The 17199-nt window shown below is 74.3% G+C and carries 16 protein-coding genes and 1 pseudogene; 5 read left to right on the top strand and 12 right to left on the bottom strand.

Annotated features, from left to right (window positions below; all coding sequences use genetic code 11):
- Both VGH76_RS18310 and mug read right to left on the bottom strand, forming a co-directional pair.
- A partial coding sequence (locus VGH76_RS18310; protein ID WP_331558143.1) for an N-acyl homoserine lactonase family protein occupies positions 1–626 on the bottom strand: 626 nt, incomplete at its 3' end.
- 63 nt (positions 627–689) lie between these two features.
- Positions 690–1238: a G/U mismatch-specific DNA glycosylase gene (gene mug, locus VGH76_RS18305; protein WP_331558145.1), complete on the bottom strand. Its 549-nt coding sequence runs from the start codon at positions 1236–1238 to the stop codon at positions 690–692.
- A 477-nt stretch (positions 1239–1715) separates the two neighbouring features.
- Here mug and VGH76_RS18300 point away from each other — a divergent pair, with 477 nt between their 5' ends.
- Together VGH76_RS18300 and VGH76_RS18295 are read left to right on the top strand one after the other, a co-directional pair.
- Complete coding sequence (locus tag VGH76_RS18300; protein ID WP_331558142.1) at positions 1716–2030, top strand: hypothetical protein; 315 nt, start codon at positions 1716–1718, stop codon at positions 2028–2030.
- Positions 2027–3493, top strand: coding sequence for an alpha/beta hydrolase (locus VGH76_RS18295; protein WP_331558141.1), 1467 nt, complete (start codon positions 2027–2029; stop codon positions 3491–3493). Before VGH76_RS18300 ends, VGH76_RS18295 begins: the two co-directional genes overlap by 4 nt.
- Before the next feature lie 197 nt (positions 3494–3690).
- On the opposite strand, the gene VGH76_RS18290 is transcribed toward VGH76_RS18295, so the two are convergent.
- Positions 3691–4590, bottom strand: a complete 900-nt coding sequence (locus VGH76_RS18290; RefSeq protein WP_331558140.1) for an ATP synthase F0 subunit B — start codon at positions 4588–4590, stop codon at positions 3691–3693.
- A 114-nt stretch (positions 4591–4704) separates the two neighbouring features.
- Between VGH76_RS18290 and VGH76_RS18285 the strand changes: the two genes are divergently transcribed.
- On the top strand, positions 4705–5235 hold the full coding sequence (locus tag VGH76_RS18285; RefSeq protein WP_331558139.1) for a peptidylprolyl isomerase: 531 nt from the start codon (positions 4705–4707) through the stop codon (positions 5233–5235).
- A gap of 55 nt (positions 5236–5290) precedes the next feature.
- Positions 5291–6187 (top strand): rhomboid family intramembrane serine protease, encoded by an 897-nt coding sequence (locus VGH76_RS18280; RefSeq protein ID WP_331558138.1) that lies wholly within the window; start codon positions 5291–5293, stop codon positions 6185–6187.
- Between the two features lie 33 nt (positions 6188–6220).
- Here the strand turns inward: VGH76_RS18280 and VGH76_RS18275 are convergent.
- Together VGH76_RS18275 and crgA are read right to left on the bottom strand one after the other, a co-directional pair.
- Positions 6221–6490, bottom strand: a pseudogene (locus VGH76_RS18275) (PH domain-containing protein); the annotation flags it as partial.
- Between the two features lie 210 nt (positions 6491–6700).
- Entirely contained in the window at positions 6701–6958 is a 258-nt protein-coding gene (crgA, locus tag VGH76_RS18270) for a cell division protein CrgA (RefSeq protein WP_331558144.1), read from the bottom strand.
- Positions 6959–7064: 106 nt separating this feature from the next.
- Here crgA and VGH76_RS18265 point away from each other — a divergent pair, with 106 nt between their 5' ends.
- Positions 7065–7715: an aminodeoxychorismate/anthranilate synthase component II gene (locus tag VGH76_RS18265; RefSeq protein ID WP_331558137.1), complete on the top strand. Its 651-nt coding sequence runs from the start codon at positions 7065–7067 to the stop codon at positions 7713–7715.
- Here the strand turns inward: VGH76_RS18265 and pknB are convergent.
- From pknB to VGH76_RS18230, 7 genes are all read right to left on the bottom strand, one after another.
- Positions 7712–9712 (bottom strand): Stk1 family PASTA domain-containing Ser/Thr kinase, encoded by a 2001-nt coding sequence (pknB, locus tag VGH76_RS18260; protein WP_331558136.1) that lies wholly within the window; start codon positions 9710–9712, stop codon positions 7712–7714. The genes VGH76_RS18265 and pknB overlap by 4 nt on opposite strands.
- On the bottom strand, positions 9709–11130 hold the full coding sequence (locus VGH76_RS18255; RefSeq protein ID WP_331558135.1) for a serine/threonine-protein kinase: 1422 nt from the start codon (positions 11128–11130) through the stop codon (positions 9709–9711). Before VGH76_RS18255 ends, pknB begins: the two co-directional genes overlap by 4 nt.
- Positions 11131–11133: 3 nt before the next feature.
- Positions 11134–12621: a penicillin-binding protein 2 gene (locus tag VGH76_RS18250; RefSeq protein ID WP_331558134.1), complete on the bottom strand. Its 1488-nt coding sequence runs from the start codon at positions 12619–12621 to the stop codon at positions 11134–11136.
- Positions 12618–14354: an FtsW/RodA/SpoVE family cell cycle protein gene (locus tag VGH76_RS18245; protein WP_331558133.1), complete on the bottom strand. Its 1737-nt coding sequence runs from the start codon at positions 14352–14354 to the stop codon at positions 12618–12620. Before VGH76_RS18245 ends, VGH76_RS18250 begins: the two co-directional genes overlap by 4 nt.
- Positions 14355–14413: 59 nt before the next feature.
- On the bottom strand, positions 14414–15808 hold the full coding sequence (locus VGH76_RS18240) for a PP2C family serine/threonine-protein phosphatase (protein ID WP_331558132.1): 1395 nt from the start codon (positions 15806–15808) through the stop codon (positions 14414–14416).
- 112 nt (positions 15809–15920) lie between these two features.
- A complete protein-coding gene (locus VGH76_RS18235) occupies positions 15921–16400 on the bottom strand; it encodes an FHA domain-containing protein FhaB/FipA (protein WP_331558131.1) in 480 nt (159 codons plus the stop codon).
- Positions 16401–16412: 12 nt separating this feature from the next.
- A partial coding sequence (locus VGH76_RS18230; RefSeq protein ID WP_331558130.1) for an FHA domain-containing protein occupies positions 16413–17199 on the bottom strand: 787 nt, incomplete at its 5' end.

Below are 17199 nucleotides of genomic sequence, written 5' to 3'. Positions count from 1 at the left end.
GCGTCCGACGTGAAGATCATCGTGCCGGTGTCGGGCAGGTCGACCTGCATCGACATGGTGCCCGGGGTGTGGCCGGGGGTCTGGAGCAGCGTGACGCCGGGGAGGAACTCGGTGTCACCGGAGACGGTGTCCCAGTTCAGGCCCTGGTAGTCGGTCTTGAGGTGCGCGCCGGTGAACAGGCCGTCGAAGCCGAACGCGAACTCCTTCTCCTTGTCACTGCAGATCAGCTTGGCCGACGAGTCCTTGAACAGGTCGGCGTTGCCGCAGTGGTCGAAGTGGAGGTGGCTGAGCACGACGTAGTCGATCTGGTTGACGCCGACGCCGATCTGCTTGAGGCGCGAGTCGAGGTACTCGTCCTCGCTGACCTTCTCGTAGGGGAAGAAGTCCTGCAGGCCCGTCGGCCCCCAGCGCTCCTCCCAGTCCCGGGGGCAGCTGGTGTCCCAGAGGATGGTGCCGTCCGGCGTCTCGACGAGGACGCAGTGCGTGGGCACCGTGGCCCACTCGGTCGGCTGGTCGCGCTGCTGGCGGGCGCGGATGGACCGCCCCGGCTTGAGCAGCAGCCACGTCAGGTCTGCGGTCATCGCCCCGCAGTCGAGGATGCTCACCTTGATGTCGCCACTGGCCACCGCTGACCTCCGCGTCGAGTCCGGACCCCTGGCGACCGACCTTGCCTGTGACCGGGGCCACGGTCAATCCCGAAGATCGTCCGGAGCGCCCCGATGCACGTCGCTGGTGTCCAAGTCGTGCACCGATCGCCGGAACGCGGCGAACGCCTCGCCCAGCGCGGCCGGGGTGTAGTGCGCGTTGAGGCCGCTCGGGTTGGGCAGCACCCAGACTCGCGTGTCTCCGATCCGCTGGTGCTGGGGGCCGACGACGGCCGTGCGGTCGGCGAAGGCGACGCGGAAGGCGACGATTCCGACGACGGCGAGCCACTCCGGCCGGTACGAGCCGACGAGGGCCCGGAGCCGCTCGCCGCCCGCGACCAGTTCGGCGTCGGAGAGCTCGTCGGCGCGGGCGGTGGCGCGGGGCGCGACGTTGGTGATGCCCAGCCCGAGACCCGGCAGCAGGTGCTGCTCGGCGGGGGTGAGCACCCGGGGCGTGAAGCCCCCCGCGCGCAGGGCGGGCCAGAACCGGTTGCCGGGCCGGGCGAAGTGGTGGCCGGTGTACGCCGAGACCAGCCCCGGGTTGATGCCGCTGAAGAGCACGCTCAGCGGCGGGTCGTCGGGGCCGGGCAGCACGTCGGGGAGGAGCCGGTCCCGGGCGGCCTCGAGCTCGGCGCGGGTGGGTCGTGGGGTGCGGCGGGCTCGGGGTGCGGCGGCCTTGTCGCGGTCTCCTGCGGATGCCCCGGCCACTCGTCGCAGTGAATCACAACGACGAGGTGGTCGGCCGATCGCAGAAGCCCACGACAAGGGCGAGCGGGGTGGGGCGGGCCGCCGTCGGGCGGGGCTGGGTTCTGAGCGAAGGGCTCCTTCGGTCGAGTAGATGGGCCGTGGGTGCCCTTCGTCGGCATCGGGTGCTCGGCCGGCCGTTGAGCGAGGGGCTCCTTCGGTCGGATAGATGGGCCGTGGGCGCCCCTCGCCGGAACGCCGGGCCGGGCCGGGTCGGAACGGGCCGATCGGTCGACCCATCCGTCCACACCGGCACCGACGATCGCGTCGATCCCCAGCTCGCCCGCCGATCGGTTTCGACGACGCGACCGGGCGCGTCCAACCCGCATGAACGACGACACGGCCGGGTTCGCCGTCGATCCGGCGCTGGTCCGCAGCGCGGCCAGGGAGCTCGACGCGGCCGCCGGGCAGGGGCAGGACGCGCTCCGCGCGCTGGTCGCGGGGCTGCGGGCCCTCGCCGCCACGGTGCCCGGCTCCGAGACCGCACCCGCCGCCACGGCGCTCGCGGCGGCGTGGGAGGCCGAGGGTGCCCGGTGGGTGGGGGAGGCGCGTCGGCTCGGCGAGGCCCTCGCGGCCACGGCGTCGAGCGGGGCCGCCGCGGACGGCGCGCTCGCCGGGCTCCTCGCGCGGGACGCGCGGTGACCAGCGGCCTCGCCGAGGCATCACGCGCCCTCGACTCCGCGACCCGGGCCTGGGAGCAGGCGGTGTTCGGCAGCGCGCTGCCCGCGGGGTGGTCCGGGCTGGCGTCGGAGGCGGCCCGGGCGTCGTGGGGGCGGCTCGTGGAGCGCGGCGGGGACGTCGTCGACCGGGCGCGGCGGCTCGCGGCCGTCGTCGCCGACGTCGCCACCGCCGACGTCGCCACCGCCCACGTCGCCACCGCCCACGTCGCCACCGCCCACGTCACAGCAGCCGCCACCACGGACCGCCCGCTCGACCCCGAGCACGACGCGCGGCTGGTCGCGGCGCTCACCGCGGCCGCCCGGCCGGGTCCAGGCGCGGTCGGCGCCCCACGCGAGGGCCCGGAGCCGGCGGCCGTGGCGCACTGGTGGACCGGCCTCGACGAGCCCGAACGCGCCCGACTGACCGCGGAGCGCCCGGAGCTGGTCGGCGGTCTCGACGGCATCCCGGCGCTCGACCGGGACCTGGCGAACCGGCTGCGCCTCGCGGCGGCCCGGCGGGAGGCGACGGCGCAGGAGGCGGCCCTCGACGCCGCGCGGGACCGGGCGACCGGCTTCGGCGACCTGCAGGACGTCGAGGCGCGCCTCGCCGAGGTGCACGGCCGGCTGAGCCGGCTGGCCGCGATCGAGCGAGCCGTCGGGCCCGGGCACGCGCTGCTCGACCTCGACCCGGCGGCCGGGCGCGCGGCGGTCGCGAGCGGCGACATCGACCGCGCGGGTCACGTGGGGGTGTTCGTCCCCGGCTTCACCGCCCGCGCGGAGGACCTCCCGGAGCGCATCGCCGAGCTCGACGCGCTCGCGGCCCGCGCGGGGCCGGACAGCGCGGTGGTCGCCTGGTACGACTACGCCGCTCCCCAGTGGTCGGGGGTCACGGATCCGGCGCGCTCGGTGCTGGGGACCCGACCCGCCTCGGACGCGGCAGGCCGGCTCGCGTCGTTCCTCACCGGCCTCGACGCGGCCCGCCCTGCCGCTCGGGCGCACGTCACGGCGATCGGTCACTCCTACGGCACGCTCACCGTCGCGCAGGCCGTTCCCGCCGCCCGCGGCGTCGACGACGTCGTGCTGCTCGGCTGCCCGGGGGTCACGCCGGCGCCCGTGCGTCCCCGGGCCGTGTGGGTCGGCGAGGCGCACGGCGACGCGATCGCGGACACCGGCTGGTTCGGGCCCGACCCGAGCTCCGACCCCCGGGTCCGGGTGCTCGCCATGGGCCCGGAGCCGGCCCGCACCGCACCGTCGGGCTCGGCGCTGCCCCCGACGGCGGGCGTCCGCGGGCACGGCGGCTACCTCCGGCCGGGGAGCACGAGCGCGGAGGGGGTCGCGGCGGTGGTCGCCGGGCGGCCCGGCGACGTCGTCGAGGACCGCACGGTCGGCGCGGGCGACCGGCTGCGTGACCTGTTCGGCACGGGCGCCCTGCGGCCCGGCGCGTGAGGCAGTGCGGCCCACCGCGTGGAGCGCCGCGGTGCCGCGCGGGGGGCGACGCGCGCCTCGAGTCGGAGCCGGCGCGTGAGGCGAGGCGGCTCCGACGCGGCCCCGGCACGCGGGGACGGCCCCGGACACACCCGCGGCCGGCCCCCGACGCGCGAGGCGTCGGGGACCGGCCGCGAGGGGGACCGGGTGCGGCGGCGTCAGTTCTTGGCGCCACCCGCCGGCTTGTTGGTGCCGGTGGTGCCGTTGCTGCTCGGGCTCGGCGACACCTTGTCGGTCGGCGACGAGGGCGGGACGACCCCGCCCGGCTCCTCCGGGTCCGGCACGGCGCCGGCCTTGGCGGCCGGGGTGTTCGCGGACGGACCGGCGGACGTCGTCGGCGCCGGCTTCGGCCGTGGGGCCGGCGGGGGCGGCGGCGGCAGCTCGGGCGCCTTGCGGGTCGCGACGACCGCGATGCCCGCGCCGAGGATGCCGAGCACGACCCACAGGCCCCACCGGCGACGCTTCTTCTGCGGCTCGTCGGGCTCGATGCGCGAGGCGAGGTCCTTGCGCGCGGCGGTCAGCCCGCCCTCGAGGGACCCGCGGACCGACTCACTGAGGTCGCGCAGCTCGCCGACGCTGCTCGGCAGCGACGTCGACTCGAGGGCCTTGCGCGCGTCCTTGGCGTAGGAGCCGCCGAGGTCGCGGAGCTCGCCCACGCTGGTGGGCACCGACGACTTCTCGAGCGCCTTGCGGGCGTCCTTGGCGTAGGACTTCGCCTGCTTGCGGGCGTCCTTGGCGGCCTGGTTGGCGCGCTTGCGTCCCTCGGCGCGCGCCTCCTGGGCCCGCTTGCGCGCCTCGCCCTGCGCCTCCTGCGCCCGCTTGCGGGCCTCGGCACGGGCGTCGAGCACGCGCTGTCGCGCGTCGTCGGCGGCCTTCTTCACGTCCTTGCGGACCTCGGCGCGCTTCTTCGCGCCTTCCTTGCGCGCCTTCTCGCGGTCCTTGCGGGCCCGGGCGGCGGCCTTCTCGGCATGCTTGGCCGCCTTCTTGCGCGCGCGACGGCCCTCCTTGCGGAGATCGTCCAGGTCCTCCCTGGCACCGATCACGGTCTTGCTGCTCAACGGCGACACCTCACTCCTCGGTGGCGGCTCATCATGCCGCCATACCCCTGACTGCAAGTGCCCGACCCGCCGGTGCGTCACACCCGGTGGTCCGTCGGTGGCACGATGACGCCCGTGACGAATGCCGAGAACGGGCCGACCGCGACGTTGCACACCTCGAACGGCGACATCACCGTCAAGCTTTTCCCCGACCAGGCGCCCAAGACCGTGGCGAACTTCGTCGGGCTGGCGACGGGCGAGGGTGAGTACAGCGAGCCGAACGCGAAGGGCTCGTCGAGCGGGCCGTTCTACGACGGCACGATCTTCCACCGCGTCATCGCCGGGTTCATGCTGCAGACCGGCGACCCGACCGGCACGGGGCGCGGCGGGCCGGGCTACAAGTTCGGCGACGAGTTCCACCCCGACCTGCGGTTCGACCGCCCCTACCTGCTCGCGATGGCGAACGCGGGGCCCGGCACCAACGGCTCCCAGTTCTTCATCACCGTCGCGCCGACCACGTGGCTCAACCGCAAGCACACCATCTTCGGCGAGGTCGCCGACCAGACCTCGCGCGACGTCGTCGACTCCATCGCCGCCACCGCCACCGGCCCCGGTGACCGGCCGGTCTCCGACATCGTCATCGAGAGCGTCGACGTCACGCGCTGAGCCGCAGCCCGAGGATCCGACGACGCCGTCACCGGGCGGTCCGGACAATGGGGGCATGAGCGTTCCCGCGGGCGGCCCGCCGAACCAGGCGGAGACCCACGTCTGCGTCCGTCACCCCGACCGCCCGACCGGCCTGCGCTGCACCCGCTGCGAGCGCCCGGCCTGCCCGGAGTGCCTGCGGGACGCCTCGGTCGGCATGCAGTGCGTGGACTGCGTGGCGGCCGGGGCCCGCAGCACGCCCCGGGCGCGGGCGGTGCGCCGGGCGAGCACCCCGGTCGTCGTCCCCACCCTCATCGCGATCAACGTCGCGGTCTTCGCGCTGACGGCGATCGACGCGGGCAGCGTCACCGACAACGCCTCGGGCCCGGTGTTCGCCGCCGCGGCGCTCGCCCCCGTGCAGGTGGCCGGGGGCGGGTGGTGGCGGCTGGTCACCTCGGGCTTCCTGCACATCGGCCCGCTGCACCTGCTGTTCAACATGATCGCGCTGTGGTTCATCGGCCGGGACATCGAGCTGGTGCTCGGCCGCTTGCGCTTCTCGGTGCTCTACGGCGTCTCGCTGCTCGGCGGGTCGGCCGCCGTGATGCTGTTCGGCAGCCCCGGCGGGGAGGTCGCGGGCGCCTCCGGGGCGATCTTCGGCCTCATGGGCGCGCTGATCGTGCTACTGCGGCGCCTGCAGCTGCCGATGACCCAGGCGCTCGTCGTCATCGGGCTCAACGTCGCGCTCTCGCTGACCATCCCCGGCATCTCGCTGCTCGGCCACCTGGGCGGGCTCGTGGTCGGCACGGCCGTGGCCGCGGGGATGGTGCACGGACCGGCGCGGTCACGGCCGGCGGCGGGGCTCGTCGTCGCCGGGGGGATCGCCGTCGTCCTGCTGGTCGCGATCCTGCTCCGCGACGTCTCCTTCGGCGCCGTCGTCTGTGACACCGCCACCTCCTGCCGGCGGGGTGCCTGAGCGCACCCGCCCGGCCTCGGCCCGCTGGGCCTGCAGGGCGTCGGCGACGTCGCGCGGGTCGGTGCCGAGCTCGAGGCGGCCGAGGACCAGCAGCCGCTCGGTGCCGTCGTCGTCGCGGGCGTCGATCTCGAGGTAGCCGGCGGGCACCCCGAGCCGGCGCATGCGCACCACGCGGACGGCGTCGACCCGCGCCCAGGGCCAGCGCCGCGTGGTGAACGGCCCGCGCAGGACCAGCGCGTCGTCGTCGGCGGCCAGCCGCGGCCGGGCCCGCAGCCCAGCCAGCGCGGCGACCCCGACGGCCACCCCGGCCAGCCCCAGCAACAGCCGACCCGGACCGTCGAGGCTCGCGGTGCGGACGCCGAGCACCACCCAGGCCAGCAGGCTGACGGCGGCCAGCAGGCCGAGGACGACGGCGGGCAGGGGAGCGGCCCAGTGGCGTGGCGCTCCGTCAGCGGGGTTGTCCACAGGCTCCGTCCACACTGGGGACGAACGACATCGGTGTAATTCGGTCGGTCAGCGCCACTTCATCGTCATGAGCAGGGCGACCACGACGAGGCCGAAGCCGACGAGGAAGTTGTACCCCCCGAGCTCCGCCATGAACGGAATCGACTCCCCGGCCAGGTAGTTCACGACCAGCCAGGCGAGCCCGACGATGCCGATGGCCAGCATGATGACCACGTAGGCCGGGTGGGACGGCCCGGACGCCTTCGCGGCGGCGGCCTGCGGGGGCGGGGTGTAGGCCGGCTTGCGCCGGACCTTGGACTTCGGCACGGGGATGCTCCGCTCGACGACGGCGGGGACGCGGGTCCACTCCACGGTAGCCCAGGCGGTCTCGACGACGGCGCCGCCTCACCCCTGGGCGGATAGGCTGGTCGGCGTGCGGGTCCTCGTCGTCGACAACTACGACAGCTTCGTCTACAACCTCGTCCAGTACCTCGCCCAGCTCGGGGCCGAGCCGGTGGTACGCCGCAACGACGCCGCCGACGTCGTGACCCTCGCGGACGACGCCGACGGGGTCCTGGTCAGCCCGGGCCCGGGCACGCCCGCGGACGCGGGCCGCAGCATCGAGGTCATCGAGCGGTGTGCCGCGGCCGGTCGTCCGCTGCTCGGCGTCTGCCTGGGCCACCAGGCCCTCGGCGCGGCGTTCGGTGCGGTCGTCGAGCGCGCGCCCGAGCTGCGCCACGGCAAGACCTCGGCCGTGCACCACGGCGGCGCCGGGGTGCTGGCCGGGCTCCGCGACCCGTTCACCGCCACCCGCTACCACTCGCTGACGGTGCGCCCGGACTCGCTGCCCGACGAGCTCGAGCCCACCGGCTGGACCTCCGACGGCGTGCTCATGGCGATGCGCCACCGCACGCTGCCGCTCGAGGGCGTGCAGTTCCACCCGGAGTCGGTGCTCACCGAGGACGGGCACCGGATGCTGGCCTCGTGGATGGCCGCGTGCGGTCACCCGGTGGCCGAGACCCTCGTCGAGGACCTGGTCCGCGACGTCCGCGCCCTCGCCCTGGCGGCCGCGCCGCCCTCCTAGTTGCCCGGGAACAGCCCGCCGTTGTCGCCGCCCCCGCCGAAGACCCCGCCGTTGCCGTTGCCGTTGTTCCCGGCGCCGTTGCCGCCGCCGGTGAAGCGCCCGACGTTCACGGTGATCGTGTCCTTCGCGCTGGCCTGGCTCCCGGCCTGCGGGCTCTGGCTGAGGACCTTGTCGTCCTGGTTCGGGTTGTCGACGTTCGTCGGGTTGACCTGCAGGTTCCCGCTGAACCCGGCCGCGGCGAGCGCCGAGAGCGCGTCGGCGCGGGACTTCCCGATGAGGGAGGGCACCTGCAGCTGGTTGCCCTTCGACACCGACAGCGTGACCTTCGAGCCCTGGGCGACCGTCGAGCCCGCGGCCGGCGAGGTCGAGACGACGGTGCCCGCCTGCCCGCCGCCGTCGACCTGCGAGACGGTGACGGTCAGCCCCACGCCCTCGAGGGTCTGGGTCGCGGTGGCCTGGTCCTGGCCGGTCACGTCGGGCATGCGCAGCGTGGGGCGGGCCTGGCCGACGGTGAGCTGGATCGCGGTGCCCGGGGCCAGCGGGGTCCCGGCGGTCGGGTTCTGCGCGAGGACCTTGCCGACCTGCGACTGGTCGTCGACCTGTTGCTGCTGGGGCACCGGGGTCAGCGTCAGCCCGGCGGCCTGGGCCATCTGCTGGGCCTGGTCGGCGGTCTGCCCGAGGAGGTTGGGCGCCTGCACCCGGTCGGGCCCGCGGCCGACCCGCAGGGCGACGACGGTGTCCGGCTGCACCTCGGTGCCCGCCGCCGGGTCGGTGCCGAGCACGCGGCCCACCTGGGCCGGTTCGGACGCGACCTGCACGAGGTTGGGCCGCAGACCGGCGCCGGTCAGCGTCCGGAGCGCCACGTCCTGGGGCTGGTTCGCGACGTTGGGGATCGCGAACTCCCGGTTCGACGGCGAGGTGAGCCAGAACAGGCCCGCGAGGACCGCGGCCACGAGTACGACGCCACCGATGATCGCGTTGCGCTTGCGGCGCCGCGACCGGCGGACGTCCTCCTGCTCGGCCTGCCACGCGGCGAGGTCGCCCGCCTCGGTGGCGGGACCGCCGTAGGCGGCCGGCCGCACGGCCTGCGTCGGGCCGGTCTGGTTCATGTAGTCGGTGCGTTCGTCGTCGGACATCACCAGCGGCGCGTCGACCGGCTCGCCCTGCAGCGCGCGGATCAGGTCGTCCCGCATCTCGCCCGCGGTCTGGTAGCGGTTGAAGGGGTTCTTCGCGAGCGCCTTCAGCGTGATGGCGTCGAGCGACGGGGGCACCGCGGGGTTGAGCTCCGACGGGGCCTTGGGGTCCTCGCGGACGTGCTGGTAGGCCACCGCCACCGGGGAGTCCCCGGTGAACGGCGGCTGCCCGGTGAGCAGCTCGAACAGCACGCAGCCGGTGGAGTAGACGTCGGAACGCGCGTCCACCTGCTCGCCCCGGGCCTGCTCCGGGGAGAGGTACTGCGCGGTGCCGATGACGGCGGCGGTCTGGGTCATCGCGGGCTGGGCGTCGGAGAGCGCTCGCGCGATGCCGAAGTCCATCACCTTGACCGCCCCGGACGGGGTGATCATGACGTTGGCCGGCTTCACGTCACGGTGGATGATCCCGTGGCGGTGGGAGAAGTCGAGGGCCGAGCACACGTCGGCGACGACCTCGCAGACCCGGTAGGGGTCCATCGGTCCGCCGGTCTTGACGATGTCGCGCAGCGTCCGGCCCGCGACGTACTCCATGACGATGTAGGGCAGCGGGATGTCGTCCGCCCAGGTCTCGCCGGTGTCGTACACCGCGACGATCGCGGGGTGGTTGAGCGCGGCCGCGTTCTGCGCCTCGCGCTGGAAGCGGATCTGGAACTGCGGGTCGCGCGCGAGGTCGGCGCGCAGCACCTTGATCGCGACGTCGCGGCCCAGGCGCACGTCGCGGCCGCCGTGCACCTCGGACATGCCGCCGTAGCCCAGCGCGGGGCCGAGCTCGTACCTGTCCGACAGGAGGCGGGGAGTGGTCATCCGAACTCCTGACAGGTCACGGTGATCGTGTCACCGCGCCGGACGTCACCGGTGGGGGACACGTAGAGCACCCGGCAGGCCGACGGGTCGCTCGGCTTCGACCCGAGGACGGTCCGGACGTCGGTGTCCAGGCCGTCCTCGCGCAGCGCGGCGACGGCCACGGAGGCGGGCCGCCCCACGTAGTCGATGTTGCTGACGGAGACGGTGTTGCCCGACGCCGAGCTCGTCGCCGTGGTGGTGCGGGTCGCGCGCGTCGTCGTGGTCGGCGCCGCGGTCGTGGTGGTGGTCGTCGTGCTCGCCACCGGTGGGGGCGGCGCGCTCGTCGACGTGTTGGAGACCAGGACCCAGGCGATGATCCCGAGGACGACGAGCACGGCGACGACCGCCGCGATCGCGCCCCACGGGCCCCGGCTGCGCTCCGGCTCGCGCCCGCCGTCCCATCGGTCGGGGCGCCGCGGGGGCGGGGACGGCGGTCCGGCCTCGTAGCCGTTCGCCGGCGCCACGCGGGTGGCCGGGTTGACGGCCTCGGTCGCGGCGGTCACGGCACCCGGCCGGGGCAACGGCTCGCCGCGGCGCACGGCCGACACGGCGCGGGCGAACTCCCCGCCGGTGGCGTAGCGCCCGCGCGGGTCCTTGGTGAGGGTGAGCTCGATGAGCTGGCGCACCACCGGCGGCACGTCCGGCGGCAGCGGCGGCAGCGGGTCGCGGATGTGCATCATCGCGACCGTCACGGCGTTCTCGGAGAGGTAGGGACGACGGCCCGCGAGGCACTCGTAGCCGACCACGCCGAGCGAGTACACGTCCGACGCCGGCCCGGCGTGCCCGCCACCCGCCTGCTCCGGCGCTATGTAGTGCGCGGTCCCCATGACCATACCCGAGCGGGTGACCGGGGCGGCGTCGACGGCCTTCGCGATCCCGAAGTCGGTGATCTTCACCTGGTTGGTCGGGGTCACCAGGATGTTGCCCGGCTTGACGTCCCGGTGGACCAGGCCGCGCTCGTGGGCCGCGTCGAGCGCGTAGCCCGACTGCTCGAGGATGTCGAGGGTGAAGTCGACGCCTAGCCGGCCGTGCACCGAGAGCAGCTGCGCCAGCGGCTCGCCGCGCACCAGCTCCATCACCAGGTAGGCGACCGGGACCTGGATCGTGCCGTTGGCGGTGGTCCAGTCGGTGGTGGTCTCGCCGTAGTCGTGCACGGCGGTGATGCCGGGGTTGTTCAGCGACGCCGCGGTTCGGGCCTCGGTGCGGAAGCGGTGCAGGAACTCCGGGTCGCCCGACAGCTCGGCCTTGAGGATCTTGACGGCGACGGTGCGGTCGAGGCGCGAGTCCTGCGCCTCCCAGACCTCGCCCATGCCGCCGATGGCGATGCGCCGCCCGATCCGGTAGCGGTCGGCGAGCAGGGTGCCCGTGGTCGGAGCCATGAGCTACCTCCCTCCCTGCTGCAGGGCCGCGGCGACCACCGCGCGCCCGACCGGGCCGGCGACCGACGACCCCGTGGCGTCGTCGCCCCGGTTGCCGCCCTTCTCGACGATCACCGAGACCGCCACCTGCGGGTCGGGCACCGGACCGAACACGTCGTACCAGGTGTGCGGCGGGCTGGTCTTGGGGGTGGGTCCCTGCTCGGCGGTCCCGGTCTTCGAGGCGAGCTGGACCCCGGGGATCTTGCCGCTGCTGGTGCTCCCGGTGCCGCCGTTCTCCGAGCCGATCATCAGCTGGGTCAGGGTCGAGGCGGTCGACGAGGAGAACGCGCGCGACCCGCTGTCCGGGGAGGTGGTGTCGACCACCGACAGGTCCGAGCCCTGGATCTCGCTGACCAGGTGCGGGGCGACCGGGACCCCGTTGTTCGCGATGGTCGCGGTGATCATGGCGTTCTGCAGCGGCGTCATGCGCACATTGCGCTGGCCGATGCCGGACTGGGCGAGGGCCGAGGCGTCGGAGAGGTCGCCGGTGTCGGACTCGGCGACGGGCATCGGGATGGTCTGGGCCGGGTTCTCCATCCCCAGCGCCGTCGCCATCGCCTTGAGCTTGTCGCCGCCGAGCTGGTCGGCGAGCTGGGCGAACGGCCCGTTGCAGGACTTCGCGAACGCCACCGACAGCGGCACCGTCGGGCCGGACCCGCAGGCCTCGCCGTTGTAGTTCTCGAGGGTCGTCGTGCCGTCCGGCAACGTGATCCGCGGCGCCGCCGTCACCGGGGTGTCCGGGGTGACCATGCCCGCGTCGAGCGCGGCGGCGGTGCTGACCAGCTTGAACGTCGAGCCCGGGGGATAGGTGTTGCTGATCGCGCGGTCGATCAGCGGGGAGTCCGGGCTGTCCGGGTTGAGCGCGTTCCACGCCGCCTTCTGCGCGGCCCCGTCGTGGCTCGCGAGCGGGTTCGGGTCGTAGGACGGCGTGGAGACCATCGCGAGGATCTCCCCGGTCTGCGGCCGGATCGCGACGACGCTGCCGGTGTAGCCCTTGGAGGTCATCGCGTTGTACGCGGCCTCCTGGACCTTGGGGTCGATGGTCAGCGCGACGTTCCCGCCGGCCGGCGCCCGGCCGGTGATGACGTCGGAGATGCGGCGCACGAACAGCTTGTCGTCGGAGCCGTTGAGGATCGAGTCCTCCGCGCGCTCGATGCCGTTCGAGCCGTAGACCTGCGAGTAGTAGCCGGTGATGGGCGCGTACATCGGCCCGTCGGCGTACTGGCGCAGGTACTTGAGCTTGTCGTCGGTCGGGATGCTCGAGGCGAGCACCTGGCCGCCGGCGTTGATCTGGCCGCGCTGGTGGGAGTACTCGTCGAGCAGGACGCGCTGGTTGTACTGGTTCGACTTGTACTCGTCGGCCTTGACGACCTGGACCCACGTGGCCTGTCCCAGCAGCAGCACGATCAGGGCCATGACCACGAGGGAGATCCGTCGGAGCGGGGTGTTCACTCTCGGGTCCTCCCCCCGCCGCCGTGCTCGCCCGGCTGGGTACGCCCCCGCGGGGGCTGCGGCGCCGCGCCGGTGCGGTGGGCCCCGGCCCCGGCCGGCCCGGGCGGGAACGGACCCTGCGGGCCCGGCGCCCCGTGACCGTGCGGGGGCGGCACCGGGGCACCCCGGGGCGGGGTCGTGCCGCGGGGCGGGGTCGCGGCCTGGCCGTGGGTGACGGCACCGTGTGCGTCCGCACCGTCGCCGTCGAGTGCGGGCGAGCCCTGCGGCGGGGTCGCGGCGTCGCCCCGCGACACCATCTGGGTGTGCGCCTCGGCGAGCGGCGTGCGCGGGGCCGCGGGGACGGCGCCGGGCTCCGGCTTGGCCTTGTCGGTGGCCGGCTGCCGCGCCGCGTTCGAGACCCGCAGCACGAGGGCGACGAGCGCGTAGTTCGCCACCAGCGAGGACCCGCCGTAGGACATGAACGGCGCGGCCTGCCCGGTGTTGGGGATGAGGTCGATGACGCCACCGCAGACGACGAACACCTGGATCATGAGGGTGAAGCCGAGGCCCGCCGCGAGGAGCTTGCCGAAGGTGTCGCGCACGGCGAGCGCGGTGCGCAGGGCCCGTGTCGAGATCAGCCCGTAGAGCAGCAGCAGCGCCATGAGCCCGACCAGCCCGAGCTCCTCGCCCATCGAGGTGAAGATGAAGTCGGTGCTCGAGAGCGGGACGAGGTCGGGCCGCCCGGCGCCGAGGCCGGTGCCGAGCATGCCGCCGGTCGCCAGCCCGAAGAGACCCTGGGAGACCTGGAAGCTGGTGTCCGCGGGGTCGCCGAGCGGGTTGAGCCACACGTCGACGCGCAGCTGCACGCGGGAGACGAAGGTCCACGCGGCGAAGGCGCCCGCCCCGAAGATCACCAGGCCGATGAGGACCCACGACGACCGCTCGGTGGCCACGTAGATCATCGCCAGGACGATCCCGAAGAACATCAGCGACGTGCCGAGGTCGGACTCGAAGACCAGGACCCCCATCGCCACGACCCAGGCGATGAGCAGCGGCGCGAGGTCGCGCGGCCGCGGGAAGGTCATGCCGAGGAAGTGCCGGCCGGCCGTCGTGAACAGGTCGCGCTTGGAGACGAGGAACCCGGCGAAGAAGATCGTGAGCAGGATCTTGGCGAACTCACCGGGCTGGATGCCCACGCCGCCGACCCGGATCCAGATCTTCGCGCCGTTCACCTCGGACAGCGCCGAGGGCAGGATCGCGGGGAGCCCCAGTAGGACGAGCCCGATGAAGCCGGCCGTGTAGCCGTAGCGGGCGAGCGCCCGGTGGTCGCGCACCCGCCACATGACCACCACGAAGATGACCAGGCCGAGGGCGAGCCACGCGACCTGGCGCAGCGCGTCGGCGTCGGGCGCGGGGTTGCCGAGCTGGGCGGCCTTGGCCGCCCTGGCCAGGTCGATCCGGTGGATCATGACCAGACCGAGCCCGTTGAGCAGCGCCGCGCACGGCAGCATCACGGGGTCGGCGTACGGCGCGAACTTCCGCACCGCGAGGTGGGCGCCCCCGAACAGCGCGAGGTACGCCAGCCCCAGGTAGAGCAGGGTGAGGTTGAGCTGCTGGTTCTGGTTCGCCTCGACGAGCACGAGCGCGCCGGTGGTGATGACCGCGGCGAGGGCGAGCAGGGCGAGCTCGATGCCGCGGCGGGTGGAGACGGCGGCGGCGACGATCGGGCGCAGCGCGGTGCGGTCCGCCGGCATCTCTGCCGGACGAGCGGCGCCGCTCCGTCCGCCGGGCGCGGCCTGGGCGGGGCGGGCCACTACTGCACCCGGCGGCAGTCGCGTCCCGGGACCTGCGGGGACGTCGAGACGGTCGGGGGCGCGGCGGCCACGGCCGCCGGTGTCGGGGCCGGCGGTGCCGCCGTGGTGGGGGCCGGCCGGCCGGGCACGGCCGGGGCGCCCGGGGCGGTCGCCGCCGGGGCCGGGGCCGGTGGCTTGCACACCGGCAGCATCTCGTCGGTGCGCAGCCGGTCGACGGTCTTGTGGGCGTCGTCGAGGTCGGAGGTCGGCAGCGAGTCGCCCTGGACCGACATCCGGCCCACCTGCGTCAGGTCGCTGACGTTCAGCCCGGTCTGCTCCGCGACGTCCTGCAGCTGCACGCCGAGCACGTCGCCGCGCACGCCCTGGTAGATGACGACCTGGTCGCCCGCGGTGCCGACGTAGTACTGCTGGGAGATCCACAGCCGCGTCACGAGCAGCGCGAGGCCGGCGAGCACGAGCACGCCCACCACCGCGAGGACGACCGCCATGCGCGAGCGGCGCGGCTTGGTGCGTCCCCGGGCGCCGTCGTTGCGGGCGGGCACCGGGTCGGGGCGCGGCGCGGGCTCGGCCCGGGTGAGCGTGGCCGCCGAGGCGCGGGCGGCGGCGGAGTCCCCGGGAGGCGGGTCCGCGCGGCCGTCACCGGCGGCACCGCCGTAGATCGGCTGGTCCTCGCCGTAGTCGACGTCGACGACGTCGGCGACGATGCAGGTGACGTTGTCCGGGCCGCCGCCCTTGAGCGCGAGCTCGATGAGGCGGTCGGCGCAGCTCTGGGGGTCCGGGATCGTCAGGGCGTCCGCGATGGTCTCCGCGCTCACGACACCGGAGAGGCCGTCGGAGCAGAGCAGGTAGCGGTCCCCGGAGCGCGCCTCGCGCACCGTCAGCGACGGCTCGACGTCGTGCCCGGTGAGGGCACGCAGGAGCAGCGAGCGCTGGGGGTGGCTGGCGGCCTCGTCCTCGGTGATCCGACCCTCGTCGATGAGCGACTGCACGAAGGTGTCGTCGCGGGTGATCTGGGTGAGGACGCCTTCGCGGAACAGATAGGCGCGGGAGTCCCCGACGTGCACCATCCCCAGCCGGCTGCCGGCGAAGAGGACGGCCGTGAGCGTGGTGCCCATCCCGTCGAGGTCGGGCTCCTCGTTGACGAGCTCGGTGATGGCGTCGTTGCCCTGGGCCGTGGCCTCGGCGAGCTCGCCGAGCAGGTCGTCGCCCGGCTCGTCGTCGTCGAGGGGCACGAGCGCGGCGATGACCAGCTTCGAGGCCACCTCACCGGCCGCATGGCCCCCCATGCCGTCCGCGAGCGCGAGCAGACGCGGGCCCGCATAGACCGAGTCCTGGTTGTTCTGCCGGACCAGGCCCCGGTCGCTGCGGGCGGAGTAGCGCAGCACCAGGGTCACGGGACGATCCTGCACTCACGGGCACGGACGACCCGCACCCGGGTCCGGGCGCCGGACGCGTCGCCGAGCCGGGCGGTGTGCGGGCGACGGTGCCCGCCGGGGATGTCGGTCATCATGTGCGGAGCTCGATCACGGTCTTGCCGATGCGGATCGGGGTGCCGGGTGGAACCTTCGTCGGACCGGAGACCTTGGCCCGGTCGAGGTAGGTGCCATTGGTCGACCCGAGGTCCTCCACGTACCAGTCGTTGCCGGACTGCGAGATCCGGGCGTGCCGGGTCGACGCGTAGTCGTCGTCGAGCACCAGCGTCGAGTCGTCGGCCCGGCCGAGCATGATCGGCCGGCCGTCGAGCGCGATCCGGGTCCCGGCCAACGCCCCCGCCGTCACGATCAACGCCTTCGGCCCGCTCGACCGGCCTCCGCCGCGGCCCGGCTTCGACGTCCCCCCGCGGGTGGGTCGCCGACCGGGCGCCGCGGCCCGGAGTCCCGACGCGGCGTACAGGTCCGAGCGCACGACCCGCAGCGCGGCGAAGACGAACAGCCAGAGCAGCGCGAGGAACGCAGCCCGGGTGAGCTGGAGGACGAGTTCGGGCACGAGGAGAGCGGGTCAGCCCTGGGCGCGGAACAGGAGCGCGGAGTGCCCGACCCGGATGGTGTCGCCGTCGGCGAGCTGCCAGGTCTGCACCGGGGTGCCGTTGACCGTCGTGCCGTTGGTGGACCCGAGGTCGGACAGGGTGGCCTGCTGGCCGTCCCAGCTGATCTCGAGGTGCCGACGGGACACGCCGGTGTCCGCGAGGCGGAACTGGGCGTCCTGGCCGTGGCCGATGACGTTGGCGCCCTGCACCAGCTGGTACGAGCGGTTCGAGCCGTCGTCCAGGGTGAGGCTCGCGGTCATCTGGCGGGTCTGCACGCCGCCGTAGCCGCCGCCCTGCTGGCCGTACGGGTCGTAGCCGCCCTGCTGAGCGTAGGGGTCGTAGCCGCCCTGGCCGTACTGGCCGCCGTACTGGTCGTAACCCTGCGGCTGCCCGTAACCCTGCTGGCCGTAGCCCTGCTGCCCGTAGGGGTCGTAGCCCTGCGGCGGCTGGCCATAGCCCTGCTGGCCGTACGGGTCCTGGCCGTAGCCCTGCTGCGGGTAGCCCTGCTGCGGGTAGCCCTGCTGACCGTACGGGTCCTGCCCGTAGCCCTGCTGCGGGTGTCCCTGCTGCTGGCCGTACGGGTCCGGCTGGCCGTACTGGTCCTCCGGGTAACGACCTGGTGCCTGGCTCATGGGGTGCTCTCCTGCGGTTCGGGGGCTCGCGGTCCGCTGCCGCGACGCGTCGGGGTCAACGGACGACTTGGTGCGGAACTGTCCCGTGTGCAGCGCGTCGGAACGCTCCAGAGAGACTACGACCTCA

This window comes from Actinomycetospora sp., assembly GCF_036497585.1.
Taxonomy (GTDB): Bacteria; Actinomycetota; Actinomycetes; order Mycobacteriales; family Pseudonocardiaceae; genus Actinomycetospora.
This window is presented reverse-complemented; position numbering and strand designations above follow the sequence as displayed.